16 protein-coding genes are annotated in these 15,741 nt (G+C 73.6%); 5 read left to right on the top strand and 11 right to left on the bottom strand.

The genetic code is table 11. From position 1 onward, the window contains the following. The coding region (locus ABD52_RS31125) for a DUF3499 domain-containing protein (RefSeq protein ID WP_047894099.1) at positions 1–276 on the bottom strand (276 nt) is incomplete at its 3' end. Positions 277–429: 153 nt separating this feature from the next. Here ABD52_RS31125 and ABD52_RS31120 point away from each other — a divergent pair. Beyond that, positions 430–879, top strand: a complete 450-nt coding sequence (locus tag ABD52_RS31120; protein ID WP_018787548.1) for a metallopeptidase family protein — start codon at positions 430–432, stop codon at positions 877–879. A gap of 98 nt (positions 880–977) precedes the next feature. Here ABD52_RS31120 and ABD52_RS31115 read toward each other — a convergent pair whose 3' ends face one another. From ABD52_RS31115 to ABD52_RS31090, 6 genes are all read right to left on the bottom strand, one after another. Next, the gene (locus ABD52_RS31115) at positions 978–1,238 is read right to left on the bottom strand and encodes a WhiB family transcriptional regulator (RefSeq protein WP_013284161.1); all 261 of its coding nucleotides are present in this window, start codon (positions 1,236–1,238) and stop codon (positions 978–980) included. Between the two features lie 460 nt (positions 1,239–1,698). Next, positions 1,699–2,037 (bottom strand): hypothetical protein, encoded by a 339-nt coding sequence (locus ABD52_RS31110; protein ID WP_013284160.1) that lies wholly within the window; start codon positions 2,035–2,037, stop codon positions 1,699–1,701. Positions 2,038–2,050: 13 nt separating this feature from the next. Beyond that, positions 2,051–3,448 (bottom strand): DUF4331 domain-containing protein, encoded by a 1,398-nt coding sequence (locus ABD52_RS31105; RefSeq protein WP_013284159.1) that lies wholly within the window; start codon positions 3,446–3,448, stop codon positions 2,051–2,053. Between the two features lie 72 nt (positions 3,449–3,520). Further along, positions 3,521–3,814, bottom strand: a complete 294-nt coding sequence (locus ABD52_RS31100; RefSeq protein WP_013284158.1) for a hypothetical protein — start codon at positions 3,812–3,814, stop codon at positions 3,521–3,523. 150 nt (positions 3,815–3,964) lie between these two features. Further along, a complete protein-coding gene (locus tag ABD52_RS31095) occupies positions 3,965–6,490 on the bottom strand; it encodes a bifunctional FO biosynthesis protein CofGH (RefSeq protein WP_047894098.1) in 2,526 nt (841 codons plus the stop codon). A 154-nt stretch (positions 6,491–6,644) separates the two neighbouring features. After that, the gene (locus tag ABD52_RS31090; protein ID WP_047894097.1) at positions 6,645–7,580 is read right to left on the bottom strand and encodes a hypothetical protein; all 936 of its coding nucleotides are present in this window, start codon (positions 7,578–7,580) and stop codon (positions 6,645–6,647) included. 99 nt (positions 7,581–7,679) lie between these two features. Here ABD52_RS31090 and cofD point away from each other — a divergent pair, with 99 nt between their 5' ends. Then, on the top strand, positions 7,680–8,627 hold the full coding sequence (cofD, locus tag ABD52_RS31085; RefSeq protein WP_047894096.1) for a 2-phospho-L-lactate transferase: 948 nt from the start codon (positions 7,680–7,682) through the stop codon (positions 8,625–8,627). Further along, complete coding sequence (locus ABD52_RS31080; RefSeq protein ID WP_047894095.1) at positions 8,624–9,709, top strand: coenzyme F420-0:L-glutamate ligase; 1,086 nt, start codon at positions 8,624–8,626, stop codon at positions 9,707–9,709. Before cofD ends, ABD52_RS31080 begins: the two co-directional genes overlap by 4 nt. A gap of 15 nt (positions 9,710–9,724) precedes the next feature. On the opposite strand, the gene ABD52_RS31075 is transcribed toward ABD52_RS31080, so the two are convergent. Then, positions 9,725–10,714, bottom strand: a complete 990-nt coding sequence (locus tag ABD52_RS31075) for a helix-turn-helix transcriptional regulator (RefSeq protein ID WP_047894094.1) — start codon at positions 10,712–10,714, stop codon at positions 9,725–9,727. 245 nt (positions 10,715–10,959) lie between these two features. Then, on the bottom strand, positions 10,960–12,003 hold the full coding sequence (locus tag ABD52_RS31070) for a hypothetical protein (protein WP_047894093.1): 1,044 nt from the start codon (positions 12,001–12,003) through the stop codon (positions 10,960–10,962). 39 nt (positions 12,004–12,042) lie between these two features. Here ABD52_RS31070 and ABD52_RS31065 point away from each other — a divergent pair, with 39 nt between their 5' ends. Next, positions 12,043–12,612 (top strand): NUDIX hydrolase, encoded by a 570-nt coding sequence (locus ABD52_RS31065; protein ID WP_013284151.1) that lies wholly within the window; start codon positions 12,043–12,045, stop codon positions 12,610–12,612. A 44-nt stretch (positions 12,613–12,656) separates the two neighbouring features. Here the strand turns inward: ABD52_RS31065 and ABD52_RS31060 are convergent, their stop codons facing one another. Both ABD52_RS31060 and ABD52_RS31055 read right to left on the bottom strand, forming a co-directional pair. Then, positions 12,657–13,748 carry a mannose-1-phosphate guanylyltransferase gene (locus ABD52_RS31060; protein ID WP_013284150.1) on the bottom strand — a complete coding sequence of 364 codons (1,092 nt, stop codon included), beginning with the start codon at positions 13,746–13,748 and terminating at the stop codon, positions 12,657–12,659. A gap of 64 nt (positions 13,749–13,812) precedes the next feature. Beyond that, positions 13,813–14,958 carry a glycosyltransferase family 1 protein gene (locus tag ABD52_RS31055; protein ID WP_013284149.1) on the bottom strand — a complete coding sequence of 382 codons (1,146 nt, stop codon included), beginning with the start codon at positions 14,956–14,958 and terminating at the stop codon, positions 13,813–13,815. A 150-nt stretch (positions 14,959–15,108) separates the two neighbouring features. On the opposite strand from ABD52_RS31055, the gene ABD52_RS31050 reads away from it, so the two are divergent. Beyond that, positions 15,109–15,741, top strand: a 633-nt coding sequence (locus ABD52_RS31050; protein WP_047894092.1) for a TIGR03089 family protein, incomplete at its 3' end; no start/stop codon positions are given.

The raw sequence follows: 15,741 nt of genomic DNA, 5'->3' as shown, positions 1-15,741 counted from the left end.
GGCGGGGCGTGCGGCCTCGCGTACCGCCTCGGCCAGCGCCACCAGGTCGTCGGTGGTGGGCGGCGGCGGCTCGAACTCGCCCTCGTGCCGCACCACGTCCCAGCCGCGCGGGGCGGTCAGGCTGCGGGCGTGCGGCTCACACAGGTCGTACGTGTGCGGTTCGGCGAATGCCGCGAGCGGGCCCACCACCGCCGTCGACTCGTTGTAGACATAGGTCAATGTGGCGACCGCTTGCCGGGGGCAGCCGTTACGGGAGCAGCGCCGTGGTGACCTCACGGCGGCAGGGTATCCCCATTACCGGGTCCGGCGCACCGCTTCGCGTTACGACACGCCCGTCATGGTGATCACAATTCCTCCGATCGGCGCAGCGGCACGCCGGACGGCCGCGCGACGGCGGGTGGACCGCCGATGCGGGCTACCCTGTGCGTCATGACGAGCCCCCAGAACCGCCGCCCCGGCTCCGGCCGGCGCACCCACCGTGACCGGCACGGTCGCGGCCTGCGCGGGCGGCTGGTGCCGGCCACGGTGCCGCTGGCGCGGACGAAGGCCGAGGTCTTCGACGATCTGGTGCTCGACACGGTGGAGACGCTCGAACGCCGGTTCGCCAAGGAACTGGCCGGGGTGGAGTTCGCGGTCGAGGACGTCCCGCCGGATCTGAACGTCTACGACTCGGACGTGCTGGAGGACGGCGAGGTGCCGCTCGCCCGGCTGCTGCCCGGGCGGCCCGGCCGCCAGGAGGTGCCGCCGCGGATCGTGCTCTACCGGCGGCCGCTGGAGTTCCGCGCGATGGATCGCGAGGACCTCGCCGACCTGGTGCATGACGTGATCATCGAGCAGGTGGCGAATCTGCTCGGGGTCGACCCGGACGAGCTGGCCTGACCGGCTGACCGGACAGGCGCCGCCACCCGGCCGGACGCGCCGGCCGGACAGCGACCCGGGTCCGGGCGGCCCCCACCGCCCGTGGACCCGTACGTGGATCAGGCGGCGACCCGCCGCTTGAGCTTGCGCCGCTCCCGCTCGGAGAGGCCACCCCAGATCCCGAACCGCTCGTCGTGGCCGAGCGCGTACTCCAGGCATTCCGTCTTCACTTCGCACCGCGAGCAGATGCGCTTCGCCTCGCGGGTCGAGCCGCCCTTCTCGGGAAAGAACGCCTCCGGGTCGGTCTGCGAGCAGAGCGCTCGCTCCTGCCACTCCGGCGCGTTCCCGAGCAGGTCGGCCACCTCGAGCTGGCCGTCCATCGATTGCCTCCTTGTCGCGCACCGGCGTCATTCGCCGCTGCAACCCCCCACGCGAAAGGCGTGCCTGTCCGTACGGTCACCATTTGTTGCGTTCCGTGCGAACAACCCCATTCAAATTACACGCGTGTAATGCGTGCGCCGTCAAGCCAAACTTGATAATGGAGTCGCCCTCCCGACACGTCCGTGACGACCGCCGCGGTCGCCCGTAGCCTCGCAACCTGCCCTATCGATTCAGACCCCGGACGAGTAACGCCCTCCCCGGCGAGTTGCCGGAAGTTTTCTGCCGTGGCGCATCGCCGGCAGGCCGGCCGGACGCCCCCGCCGGCCGCTCGCACCAAGATCAGAATTGGTGGGGCAAAGGGTAACCCGCTTCCCGCTGTACCGCCCGTCGAGCCGTCCAACGCCGACCGCGCCCCGTCCATCATGTGGACGGGGCGCGGGTTCCGGCGCGACTGACGGATCAGTCCAAGCGGGCTGGTGAGCTGGTGGGCCAAACGAATTCGGCGATCGACCCACCGGTGACCGAGATCGCGCCGGCGGACGTACTCTCGTCCCACCAGACGGTATACACACCCGCCTCCAGATCCGGGTAGACGGCACTGTGGAACACCCCGTCCCGGACGTGCCGCTCGCGTACGGCGGAGTGGGTCCGCGGGCCGTCGAGGTCCACGCGGCTGATCTCGATCTCCCGGCCGTGCAGGTCCCGCCCGGTGTGGATGATCAGCGCCCCCCGGTCGCCGCCCAGGTCGAGCACGACGCTGCCGACCTCCGACGGGCCGAGATCGTGATGGTGTGACATTCGCCGGCTCCCGTCAGGACTTCTTCGCCTGCGGGTTGCCGAACCCGTCGTACGGCGTGCCGAGGAACGGGAAGTCGGCCAGGAACGGCGCTGTCACGTCGGCCGCGCTCAGGCCCGGTGTCACCGCCGCGGCGGCGGCGTCCGGCCGGAACGTCTTGTCGACGAGCGGCACGGTCAGCCCGGCGATGGCGCGCAGCGCGATCGTCACCACGTCGTCGGCGGGACGGCGGCCGTTGGGGAAGCCGGCCAGGTCGCCGCCGAGCACGCCGAACCGGTCCGGTTTGCGGCTGGGCCGGATCGCCGTGTTCAGCCGCAGCATGTCCGCCTGCACGTCACCGGTGGTGTTGGCGAAGCCGTCGATCAGTCCGGCCGGGACGCCGGTGAGCAGGATCGCCACCAGGTCGGCGCGCGGCTTCTTGGACTTGTTCAGCGCGTCCAGATTGGGGAACACACCCGGGTAGAGCGCCGGCAACAGCCCGGCCAGCTCGGGCCGCTCCACGAACCCGGCGAACCGCTTGTCCTCCGACGGCGGCAGCGTGTTCCAGACGTCCTTCCTGGACATCGGCACGATGACCTCGTTGAACAACGGGTTACCGAGCCGCGACACCTGCGTGAAGGGTCCGGCGGCGGTGTCAGCGGCGACCCGGTCACCCAGCACCCGCACCTGCTGGCGGGACGCGCTGGTCCAGACCCCGATGGTCGAGGCGCGGTCGGCGTAGCCGTAGCGGGCCGCCTTGCGGCGTACCTGGTTGAGCGGCACCTGCACGGCGAGACTGTGCACGTTGAGCCGGTCCAGCGCGTTCACCGGCTCGCCCTCGTCCCGGAACAGCTTCTTGCCGGCGACGTGCAGCTGCTGGAACGGCCGCAGCGTACCCAGGTCGAACACCGCGCCCAGGTCGACGAAGAAGCCGTCGGCCCGCTGCCCGGCGAACACCTTCTCACCGGTGGACAGCTTGAACGTCGCCTGCCGGACCAGGTTCTGGTAGTTCGGCGTGGACAGCGGCCCGACGTTGCACGGCGGGCAGGGCAGTTTGTGCGCCAGCACGCGCGCGCGGCCGTCGGCGATCCGGGTCAGCCGGTAGAACTGCCGCCGGTTCCAGTTCTTGCTCTCCAGCGACTCGATCGGCCCGGTGTTGTAGAGAAAACTGTTCTGGTTCGTGATCTCGGTAGTGAATTCGAAACGATAGGTGACGTCCGGATAACCGTCGCCGTCGTTGTCGATGTGAATCTCGTACCGGACGTCGTCACCGAACTCGAAGAAGTTCGGGCCGCCGGACGGGAGCTGCACCGGCACGTAGTTGGCGATCAACGTGACCGTGTCCGGCTGGCTCGGCGTGACGAACGCGTACAGGTCGGAACTGTCGGCGACCGGATCCTTGGCGATCTCCGGGGCCTCGCGGTGAGAGGACATGGCGGACGCACCTTCGTCGGGGGAACGGAAGTCGGAACCGGCGCCGGGAGCCCGCGCCGGTGGAGGGTGGGATCAGCGCCGGCCGGCGGCGCGCACCAGGCGGTCGGCCAGGCCGCGGTCGCGTACCTCGACCCGGGTGGTGCCGACGAAGACGTCCATGACGCCGGCCGCGGCGTCGCGGAGGTGGACCACGATCGGCTCGTCGCGCCGGCTCGCCGTGGGGGCGTTCTGGGCGGCGGACAGGCCCGGCACGGTGAGGGCGGCGGCGCCCAGTGTGGCGCTCGCCGCGGCGGTGAGCGTCTGCCTGCGGGTCAATCGCGGCCAGGTCCGCCGTTTCGGCGCGTCGGTGGTCTCGTCAGTGCTCATCGGCAACCTTTCCGGACCGGCGCCGCAGCGCCGCAGCGGGCCGGGCGCCCGGACACCGCCGGGCCCCGGTTCGGGGTCACCGGCGGCGGTCCTCGCCGAAACCGCCGCCGGCACCCACAGGTACGGCGCGCGGCGGGGAAAGGTTCGACCTCAGGCGCGGGCGTGACCGTACGCGGTCGTCCGCTTGCGGAACGGCCGCCCGGCGGCGGTGGCGATGGCCCGCAACTGCTCCTCGGTACGGGCCGACCCGTTGCCCGAGCCGGCCATCCGGGAGATCGTCTCCTCCATCAGCGTGCCGCCCAGGTCGTTGCAGCCGCCGCGCAGCATCTCCACTGTGCCTTCGTCGCCGAGCTTCACCCAGGAGCACTGAATGTTGTCGATCCGGCCGTGCAGCAGCAGCCGGGCCATCGCGTGCACCGCCCGGTTCTCCCGCCATGTCGGTCCCGGGCGGGCGATGCCGGCCAGGTAGATGGGCGCGTTGGTGTGCACGAACGGCAGCGCCACGAACTCGGTGAACCCGCCGGTACGGTCCTGCACGCCGGCCAGCACCCGGAAGTGGGCGAGCCACTGGCCCGGGTGGTCCACGTGGCCGTACATCATCGTGGAGCTGGACCGGATGCCCAGCTCGTGGGCCGTGCTCACCACGTCGACCCAGGCGGAGGCCGGCAGTTTGCCCTTGGTGAGCACCCAGCGCACGTCGTCGTCGAGGATCTCGGCGGCGGTGCCCGGGATGGTGTCCAGCCCGGCCTCGCGGAGCTGGAGCAGCCATTCCCGCACCGGCACGCCGGCCTTCGCGGCGGCGGTGACGATCTCCATCGGGGAGAACGCGTGCACGTGCATGTCCGGCACCCGCGCCTTGATCGCGCGGACGATGTCGGCGTACCCGGTCACCGGCATCTTCGGGTCGATCCCGCCCTGGAGGCAGACCTCGGTCGCGCCGGCCGTCCACGCCTCCTCGGCCCGGTCGGCGACCTGCTCCAGCGAGAGCCGGAACGCGTCGGCGTCGCTCTCCCGCTGGGCGAACGCGCAGAACCGGCAGCCCACGTAGCAGACGTTCGTGAAGTTGATGTTGCGGTTGACCACGTAGGTCACGTCGTCGCCGACCGCGTCCCGGCGCGCGTCGTCGGCCAGCCGGCACAGCTCGTCGAGCGCCGGGCCGTCCGCGCCGAACAGCGCCAGTGCCTTCGCCTCGTGCGCCGGAGTCAGCAGCGCGGCCGGGTCGTCAGCGGCGAGCCGCAGGCCCGCGCGCAGGTCGGCGTCCGCGCCACCACCCACTGGTACGCCGGCGCGCGCCTCCGGCGCCACCTTGCCGGCCACCTCGGCCCAGTCGCCGTACACGCTGTCGAAGTCGCCCCGCCGGTCGTCGGTACGGCCGGTGACGTCGATGGTGACGTGCAGGTCGGTGCGGCCGCCGTAGACCTCCTCCGGCTCCTGCCAGGGCCGTCCCTCCGGGCGGGCCGCCTCGACCGCGAGCCCGGTGGCCGGGTCGGCGAGCGCTGTGACGTGCGGCAGCAGGCGCGGATCGAGCCACGGCTCGCCCGCCCGGACGTACTCCGGGTAGACGGTCAGCCGCTCGCGCAGCGTGAACCCGGCACTCGCGGTACGCGCCGCCAGCTCGTCCAGGTGCGGCCAGGGCCGCTCCGGGTTGACGTGGTCGGGCGTGACCGGGGAGACGCCGCCCCAGTCGTCGATGCCGGCGCGCAGCAACAGGTCGTACTCGCCCGCGATGAGGTTCGGCGGGGCCTGGATGCGGGCCTTCGGGCCGAGCAGCACCCGGGCCACCGCCACTGTGGCGGCCAGGTCGTGCAGCTCGGCGTCGGGCATGCCGCGCATCGCGGTGTCCGGCTTGGCGCGGAAGTTCTGCACGATCACCTCCTGGAGGTGGCCGTACTCCCGCATCGCCCGGCGGATCGCGAAGATCGCGTCGACCCGCTCGGCCCGGTTCTCGCCGATGCCGATCAGGATTCCCGTGGTGAACGGCACCCCGACCCGGCCGGCGTCGTCGAGCACCCGCAGGCGTACCGCGGGTTCCTTGTCCGGTGAGCCGAAGTGCGGGCCGCCCGGTTCGGACCAGAGCCGGCCGGCGGTGGTCTCCAGCATCATGCCCATGCTCGGCGCGACCGGCTTGAGCCGCTGCAACTCCGACCAGGTGAGCACGCCCGGATTGAGGTGGGGCAGCAGGCCGGTCTCCTCCAGCACCGCCACCGCGCAGGCGCGCAGGTAGTCCAGCGTCGAGTCGTACCCCCGCTCGTCCAGCCACTGGCGGGCCGCCGGCCACCGCTCCTCGGGCCGGTCGCCGAGCGTGAACAGCGCCTCCTTGCAGCCCTGCGCGGCGCCCTCGCGGGCGATCGACAGCACCTCGTCGCGTTCCAGGTAGGCGGCGGGCAGCCGGTGCGGCACGGTGGCGAACGTGCAGTAGTGGCAGCGGTCCCGGCAGAGCCGGGTCAGCGGGATGAAGACCTTCTTCGAGTACGTGACCACGCCCGGCCGCCCGGCGTCGCGCAGCCCGGCGTCTCGGATGTCGGAGGCGATCCGGAGCAGGTCGTCGAGCATCGGCCCGCGAGCGGCGAGCAGCGCGCCCGCCTCGCCGGCGTCGAGCGCCCGGCCGGTGGCGGCCCGCCCCAGTGCCCGCCGGATGCTCGCCTCGGTCGGTTCGGGGTCGCTGCGATCAACCATCCGCCCAGCCTAAGCGCTGCCGGACGGCCGGATGCCCGCCCCCGGCCGCGGTCCGGGCACCGGGACGACCCGGGTGAGCTGCCGCACAGCGGCGGGCGACGGTGGCGGCCCAGGTGGCGGCGGGCGACGATCTCCGTCGCCCGCCGCGCGGGGCTCAGCGAGGCTGGTTCGGGTCCTCGCGGTCGAACCGCTGGGTGCGCTCGTCGTCGGCGGCCGGCGACGGCGCCCCCGGCTCGGCGGACTGGCGCGGGATCGCCTGCGTCGGGTCGGCCGACGGCGGCTGGCCGAACGGCGGCGCGTGGTGCGACGAGCCGTACTGCGGCGCCTGCTGCGGCCCGGCGAACGGGACACCGGACTGCGGGTCGGCGGACGGCGGACCGGAGTGCGGGGCGTGCGGCGGGGCGGTGTTGAACGGCGGCGCCGACTGCGGCTGGCCGTACGGGCCGGGCTGCTGCGGCCAGCCGGGCGGGGGCGAGCCGGCCTGCGGGTAGCCCTGGCCGGGCTGCTGCGGGTAGCCACCCGGACCGGGGTAGCCGCCGGGCTGACCCGGCTGCTGCGGCCAGCCGGGCTGGGCCTGGCCGTACACGCCCGGCTGCGGCTTGGGCTTCGGCACGTAGTAGAGCGTGCGCCAGATCTTGAACACCACGAACGCGGCGACCGCGAAGATCGCCAGCCACGCCGCGCGGGTCAGCAGGCCGAGGAACGCGTCCAGCACCTCGCCGTCGGCGAGCCGGCCGACCAGCCAGATCAGGAACGTCAGCGCGCCGAACACGGCGGACACGGCGTACTCGACGAGCGCCACCTGCGTGATCAGCTTGGCCTTCGGCACGACCGGGAGGATCACTGTGGCGATCAGGACGGCGAGCACCGGCAGGACCGTCGACTCCAGGCCGATGAATGTGAAATACGTGCTCCCGGCCCGGCCGGTGGACGTGCTGTAGTCGTCGATCGGCAGCAGGCGCAGCAGGCCGACGAAGAGCAGCACGGCGTTGGCGCCGAGAAGGACGAGCGCGGCCAGTTCGCGCAACGGCTTGATCAACTGGCTGGCCTGCGCGGCGTCGCCGGACGCGGGCTCGGCGGGGCTGGTCACGGACTCCCCCAGGGGACGAAAGCGGACAGTTGCCGAAGTGAGCGTAGTCTCTCCGGCCACCGGACGATCGACGGCGGCGCGTGCGGAAGGATGGACGCCATGCGCATCGTGGTACTGACCGGCGGCATCGGGGGCGCCCGTTTCCTGCTCGGCGTGCGGGCGTACGCCCGGGAGGTGGGCGCCGAGGTGACCGCAGTGGTCAACGTCGGCGACGATCTGCTGCTGCACGGGCTGAAGGTCTGCCCCGACCTGGACAGCGTGCTCTACACGCTCGGCGGCGGCGCCGACCCGGAGCGGGGCTGGGGCCGGGCGGGCGAGACCTGGACGGTGAAGAACGAGCTGGCCGCGTACGGCGCGGAGCCGAGCTGGTTCGGCCTGGGCGACAAGGACGTCGCCACCCACCTGGTGCGCACCCAGATGATCAACGCCGGCTACCCGCTGTCCCAGGTCACCGAGGCACTGGCGGCCCGCTGGCAGCCGGGCGTACGGCTGCTGCCCGCCACCGACGACCGCCTGGAGACCCACGCCGTCGTCACCGACGAGCAGGGCCGGCGGGCGATCCACTTCCAGGAGTGGTGGGTGCGGTATCGGGCCGGCGTACCCACCGACCGGTTCGTCTTCGTCGGCGCGGACGCGGCGAAGCCCACGCCCGGCGTGGTCGAGGCGATCGCCGCCGCGGACGTGGTGCTGATCGCACCGAGCAACCCGGTGGTGAGCATCGCCCCGGTGCTGGCGGTACCCGGGCTGCGCGACGCGGTTGCCGGCGGCCCGGCCCCGGTGATCGGGGTGTCGCCGATCATCGGCGGTGCGCCGGTACGCGGCATGGCCGACCGCTGCCTCGCCGTGCTCGGCGTGGAGTGCAGCGCGGCCGGCGTGGGCGGCCTCTACGGCGCCCGGCCGGCGGGCGGGCTGCTCGACGGCTGGCTGGTCGCGCCGGAGGACGAGGGCACTGTGGTGCCGGACGTGACCGTCCGCGCGGCGCCGCTGCGGATGACCGACGAGGCGGCGACCGCCGCGATGGTGCGCGCCGCGCTGGAGTTGATGTGAGGCTGGAGATCCTGCCGATGCAGGGCATCGGTGACGTGACCGAGGGCGACGACCTGGCGGCGCTGATCACCGGTGCGGCGCCCTGGCTGCGCGACCACGACGTCCTGGTGGTCACCAGCAAGATCGTGTCGAAGGCGGAGGGCCGGCTGGTCGACGTGCCGGCCGACGGCCCGGAACGGCTCGCCGAGCGGGACCGGATCCTGGCCGGGGAGACCGCCCGGGTGGTGGCGACCCGGGGCGCGACCCGGATCGTGCAGACCCACCACGGGTTCGTGATGGCCTCCGCCGGCATCGACGCCTCGAACGTGGACAAGACCAGGCTGGTGCTGCTGCCGGTCGACCCGGACGCGTCCGCCCGGGCGCTGCGCGCCGCGTTGCGCGACCGGTACGGCCTCGACGTCGCAGTGATCGTCAGCGACACGATGGGACGCCCGTGGCGCAACGGGCTCACCGACGTGGCGCTCGGGGTGGCCGGCATGCCGGCGATCCGTGACCACCGGGGCGAGGTCGACCCGTACGGCAACGAGCTGTTCGTCACCCAGATGGCGGTGGTCGACGAACTCGCCGCCGCCGGTGAGCTGATCAAGGGCAAGTGCGACCAGGTGCCGGTCGCGGTGGTCCGGGGTTACCTCGCCGCGACCCGGGACGACGACGAGGGCGCCCGCACGCTCGTGCGCGACGCCTCGATGGACCTGTTCTCGCTCGGCACGGCCGAGGCGCGCGCCGCCGGTCTGCGGGCGGCGGCGACGCTCGCGGACCGGATCGGCCCCGAGCCCGCCGATCCGGCCGCGGTGCGGCGGGCGATCGACGCGGTGGCCGACGTGGTCGCGCCCGGCACCGTCTTCACCCACGTCACCGACGACGAGGTACGCGCCGGACTCGCCGCCACAGTGCCCGGCTGGCCCGCCTCGGCCACCGGCCTGCTGCTCGGCGCGGCGCCCGCTCCCGTCGACCCGGCGGACCTGGTCCGGGTCGGCGCGGACCTGCAACGCCTGCGCGCCGCGCTGGCCGCCGAGGGCGTCGACTCGACGTTGCTCCCGCCCCCGTCCGGCAGCACCGCGAGCGCCACGCTGGCGCTCTGACTCCGGCGGGCGTGCTCAGGCGTCGAGGACGGCCCGGCCCAGCGGTGTGAGCGTGTGCAGGACGGTGTTGCGGTCCCGCCGGCTGACCAGCAGTCCCGCGTTGCGCAGCACAGTGGTGTGCTGGCTGGCCGCGGCGGCGGAGATGCGCAGCCGGCGTGCCATCTCGCCGGTGGTGCAGCCCTCGTCGGCGGCCTGGAGCACCCGGGAGCGGGTACGGCCGAGCAGGGCGGCGAGCGCCTCGCCCTGCGGCGACGCGGCGGCGCCGGACGCGGGCGTCAGGCCGGCGAGCCGGTCGACCGGGTAGACCAGCACCGGGGGCAGCGTCGGGTCGACCAGCGCCACCGGGGTACGCGAGCAGAAGAACGACGGGACGAGCAGCAGCCCCCGGCCGTCCAGGTGCAGCTCCCGGGTGTCCGGGTAGTCGAGCACCTCCAGCACACCCGACACCCAGCGCATGTTCGGCCGCAGGCTGGCCAGCAGCCCTTCGGCGCCGCCGTCGAGCATGGCGCGCGCACGCCGGGCCCGGTCCGCCTCGACCGCCGCCTGCACGCGGGACCAGTAGGGCATGACCGCCAGCGACTGGTACCGCGCCATGGCGTCGGTGAGGTGGTGCAGCGTATCCGGCTCGCCACGGGCGAGCGAGGTGGCCGACGACGGCAGCGTGGTCTCCCCGGCGAGCAGCGTCAGGTCGCGGCGCAGCATGTCCACAGAGGTGCCCCGGATCGCGTCCAGCCCGGCCTGGAAGCCCTCGCGGCTGGCGAACGGGGTGAGGAAGTCGGGGAAGTAGCCACGCGGCGGGTTGAGCGCGAGCAGCAGGCGGTACTGCTCGGCGTCGGTGTCGGTCCGCAGGCCGTGCGCCACTGTGCGCCGCCACGTGGTCATCATCGGATCCCGGCTGCGCCCCTGGAGCAGGTGCAGGCTGAGGACCAGCTCCCAGAGCGGGTCCGCGGCCGGGGCGACCCGGGTCCGCAGAACGTCCTCGCCCGAGAAAATGATCTTCAACATGGGTTGCTGCTCCCGTGCGGACGGCGGGGGTGCCCGCCACACCTCGCACTGTACCCGCCGGTACTAATCTCCATCTTTAAGCGTCAGGTGAAAAACCTCGACGCTGGGCGGGCCGGTTCGGCAAACTCTCTGTTGCCCGCCGACGCCGGGGCGCAATGTCGACCCGGACGCCGGCTGACGGGCGTGGCCGGGTGGCACCACGAGGGTCTGCGACATCAGTCGCAGGGGTGCCGCCCGGCCCTCGCTCATCCGATCCAGAGCGCCACCCGGTGGTCCTCGTCCGTGACGTAGTAGCAGCGTCCCGCCAGCTCGGCCAGCCCTTCCACGTGATGGAACGGCGCCAGCTCCGCCACCACCTCCCCGGCCACCAGGGCGCCCCCGCCCGCGTCGTGCCGGAACCGCACGTGCCGGGAGGTCACCTCACCGCCGTGCGGATGGTCGTCCAACAACACCGAACCCTTGCCCAGCGCGTCGATCGACCCGGTCACCGCCGCGTAGCCGCCGTCGCCGGTCGGCGTGATCGCGCGGAAGCCGGCGAGCGCCCCGGGCGGCGTCACACCGGTCAGCGCGTACGCCCCGAGCGCCCGCAGGTCACCCGGCCGCTCCGGGTCGTCGAACATCTCCGGTACGCCGGCCAGCTCGACGTAGACCGGCTCCCCCGCGGCGGTCACCGGGAAACGCAGCCCCAGCAGCGCCGTACCGGCCGGGGTGAACGCCGCCGCCTCGACGTTGACCGGCAGGTCGTCCGCGGCGAGCCGGGTCACCCAGCTCTTGGCCCGGGCGGTGCCCCGGGCCAGTGTCTCCACGATGAACCGCTCCCGGACCCGGTCACCGGGCGGCAGCAGCGTCAGCGGGGCGGCGGCGAGCGCGTCGTTCACCGCCCGGTGCAGCCGGAAGCGGTTGCGCACCACGTGCACCGGCAGCGGCCCGGCCACGGCCTCGTCCTCCCGGAACCGGGCCACGAACGCGCGCCGGGGCCGCAGCGGGCCGCGCTTGGACCCGAAGTGCGAGCCGAAGACGTACACCCACCCGTCGTGGTGGGCGAGCGCCTCGCCGTCCTCGGTGCGGCCGTTCTCGCGGCCGGCATCGGCAGGTACGTGGTGCGCCACCCAGTGGCCGTCGTCGCGTTCCAGCAGCAGCGCCAGGCACTGCTCGACCGGCCCCTCGTCCAGCACCGTCCAGAAGCCGCGGCGCGCGCCGTGCGCCCGCAGCAGCGCGGCCGACCGCACCGGCAGGAGGTCGCTCGCCTCGTTGCCGGCCACCAGGAACTCGACGAGTCGCAGGGTCACCGCGCCAGGGTACGGAGGGCGCGCTCGTAGAGTGTCCGGGTGCCCGATCTCATCCCGTACACCGAGTTGCACGCCGACGCCGTCGCGACGCTGAGCCGCTGGACGGCGACCAGCCCCGCCGCCGACGCCGCCCGGGACCGGACCCTGGCGCTGCTGGCCGACGGGCCGGTGGCGATGAGCCGGACGCACCGGGCCGGGCACGTCACGGCGAGCGCGCTGGTGCTCGACCCGGACGGCCGGGTGCTGCTCTGCCTGCACGGCAAGATCCGCAGGTGGATGCAGCTCGGCGGGCACTGCGAGCCCGGCGACCGGACGCTCGTGGCCGCCGCGCTGCGCGAGGCCACCGAGGAGTCCGGCATCACCGGCCTGACCGTCGAGCCGGAGCCGATCGACGTGGACATCCACCAGGTCGCCTGCCAGGGCGGGTCGTTCCACTACGACGTCCGGTACGCCGCCCTGGCCCCGGCGGGGGCGGTCGAGCGGGTCAGCGCGGAGTCCGAGGCGCTCGGCTGGTTCCCGCCGGACCGGCTGCCCGAGCCGCTCGCCCACGCCACGGCTCAGCTCGTGCCGCCGGCGCTCGCGGTGCTGGCCCGCCGCGCCGGCGGCTGAGCGGCTCTACCGCGCCGCCGGACGCGTCCCGGCGGCCCGGCGGATCAGACCAGGCCCTCCTCGCCGCGTTCCTTCAGCTCGTCCACGATCTTCTTCACGTCCTGCGCGCGGTCACGCGGGCAGACCAGCAGCGCGTCCGGGGTGTCCACGACGATCAGGTCGTGCACCCCGACGGTGGCCACGAGCCGCCCGGAGTGCGGCACCACCACTGTGCCGGTGGTGTCGTGCAGCAGCACGCCCGGCTTCGCGTCACCGCCCAGCACCACGTTGCCGGCGCCGTCGGCGGGCAGCACCTCGCCGAGCGTGTGGAAGTCGCCCACGTCGTTCCAGCCGAAGTCGCCGGGCACCGTACCCACCCGGCCCGCAGTCGCCGCACCCTCCATCACCGCGTAGTCGACGGAGATCCGGGGCAGCGTCGGCCAGATCCGGCCGAGCACGTCGTCCTGCTCCGGGGTGCCCCAGGCCGCCGCGATGGCGGTGATCCCGGCGTGCAGCTCCGGCTGCTGGCGAGCCAGCTCGGACAGGAAGACGTCCACCCGCCAGACGAACATGCTGGCGTTCCAGAGGTGCCGGCCGGAGCGGACGTACACCTCGGCCACCTCGGCGGCCGGCTTCTCCTTGAACTCGCGTACCGGGCGCAGCGGGCCGTCCCCCGCCGGCTCGCCGGTCTCCAGGTAGCCGTAGCCGGTCTCCGGGCGCGTCGGGGTGATGCCCACAGTCATCAGCAGCCCCTGCTCCGCGCCCCGGATCGCCTGCCGCACGACCTCGGCCAGCCGGGCCGGGTCGCCGATCAGGTGGTCGGCGGCGAACGAGCCCATCACCGCGTCCGGGGTCCGGGCGGCGATCACCGCGGCGGCCAGCGCGATCGCCGCGCAGGAGTCGCGCGGTGACGGCTCGACCAGGATGTTCTCCTCCGGCAGGCCAGCCAGTTGCCGAGCCACCGCCGCGGCGTGCGCGGCCCCGGTGACCACGAGCGTGCGCTCCGGAGTGGTCAACGGCGACAACCGGTCGACAGTGGCCTGCAACAGCGAGGCGGGGGTGCCGGTCAGCGGGTGGAGGAATTTGGGATGGCCGGCACGGGACAACGGCCACAACCTCGTGCCGCTGCCGCCCGCCGGGATGACGGCGTAGAACATCAGCACATCATGCCCGAAGCGGGCGAGCCGTCACGGTCGGTCGCCCGGGACCGGCAGCCGACGCTCAGGACCGGGCCCGTCGCCATGCCGCGATGTGGACCTCCGCGCTGGATTCCCAGGTGAACTCCTTGGCCCTGTCGAAACCGGCCTTGGCCAGCGACAGCCGCCGCTGCTCGTCGTCCAGCAGGGCACCGAGGTCGGTGGCGATCTGGTCCGGGTCCTCGCTGGTGTAGGCCACCGCGTCGCCGCCCACCTCGGGCAGGGACAGGCGCGGCGTGGTGAGCACCGGGGCGGCGCACGCCATCGCCTCCAGGATCGGCAGGCCGAAGCCCTCGCCGTACGAGGGGTACGCCGCCACCAGCGCGCCGCCGAGGAAGCCGGGCAGGTCGGCGTAGCGCAGGTAACCCGGGCGCAGCAGCCGCAGGTGCGACGGGACCTCGGCCACCGCGCGGTCGATGTCGTCGTCGTGGCCCTGGCCGCCGGCCACCACCAGCGCGGGCGGGTTCGGCCGGTCGGCCACCGCCCGGGCCCAGCCGCGGATCAGGTTGGGTACGTTCTTGCGCGGCTCCTTGGCCCCGAGGAACGCGATGTAGCTGCTGTCGCCGAGCCCCAGGCGGGCCCGGACGCGTGCCTTCTCCTCGTCACCCGGCGCGTGGAACGCGTCCTGGTCGACACCGTGGTAGGCGACGTCGATCCGGGTCGGGTCGGCGTCCAGCAGCCGGATGAGCTCGTCGCGGGTGGCCTTGCTCGGCACGATCACCCGGTTCGCCCGGCGCAGCGAGGTCTTGATCGCGCTGCGGAAGAACGTCCGGCGCGACTTGTCGTAGTGCTCCGGCTCGGTGAAGAACGTCGCGTCGTGCACGGTGACAGTCACCGGGCAGCCGGCCCGCAGCGGGCAGGTGTAGAACGGCGAGTGCAGCACCTCGGCGCCGACCTGCTGGGCCAGCAGCGGCAGGCCGGTCTGCTCCCAGGCCAGCCGGGCCGGCCGGTGCGCCACCGCCGCCGGGGCGGGGATCACCTCCGCGCCGGGCAGCATCCGGGTGTAGCGCTCCAGGTCGGTGCGGAGGCTGACCACGGCCAGGTCGACGCCGGTGCCGCAGACCCGGCCCAGCGCGCCGAGCAGTCCGTCGACGTATCTACCGACGCCGCCACGGTCGGCGGGGACACTCGTGGCGTCGATGAGAACGCGGGGCGGGCGACCGGCGGTCACGGGGCGACTCCTCAGGTGGCGCAGTTGTGGGGAATAACACTCTCGGCAAGCCTACGCCGGGCCGGGCGCGAGGCGCTGACCGCGACCCGACGGTACGCCGACTTGTCGCTGTCATCGAGTACGCACGCGGGGCGCGTATCGTTCGCGCCGATGGCCGACAACATTGCCCGGGTGTTCGCCGACGCGATCGCGACCGACCCCACCCGACCGCTGCTGACCTGGTACGACGACACCACCGGCGAACGCACCGAACTCTCCGGGGCGACGCTCGCGAACTGGGTGGCGAAGACCGCGAACCTGCTCACCGACGAGGTCGGCGCCGCGCCCGGCGACGCGGCCGGGGTGCTGCTGCCGCCGCACTGGCAGACCGCCGCGGTGCTGCTCGGCTGCTGGTCGGCGAAGCTGACAGTGACCGGCACGCCGGGCCCGGTGGAGGCACTGTTCGTGGCCGTCGGCCGGGTGGACGAGGCGGCCGGGTGGCCGGCCGGCGAGCGGTACGCGCTGGCGCTCGACCCGTTCGCGCTGCCGATGCGGCAGGTGCCGGCCGGCTGCACCGACTTCGTCTCCGCGGTACGCGGACACGGCGACCACTTCACGCCGTACCCGGCCGGCGGCGAGGCGGACGCAGCGCTGCTGGCCCGCGCACAGGCTCGCGCCACCGAGCTGGGCCTGGCTCAGGGCGACCGCCTCCTGGTCGACGTGACCACCCACCCCGACCCGGTCGACTGGCTGCTCACCCCGCTGACCGCAGGCGCCAGCGTGGTCGCGTGCGCCCACCCCGAC

The sequence above is a fragment of the Micromonospora sp. RV43 genome (assembly GCF_001029515.1).
GTDB lineage: Bacteria > Actinomycetota > Actinomycetes > Mycobacteriales > Micromonosporaceae > Micromonospora > Micromonospora aurantiaca.
Note: the sequence above shows the minus strand (reverse complement) of the source record. Positions and strands in the feature narration are given on the sequence as shown.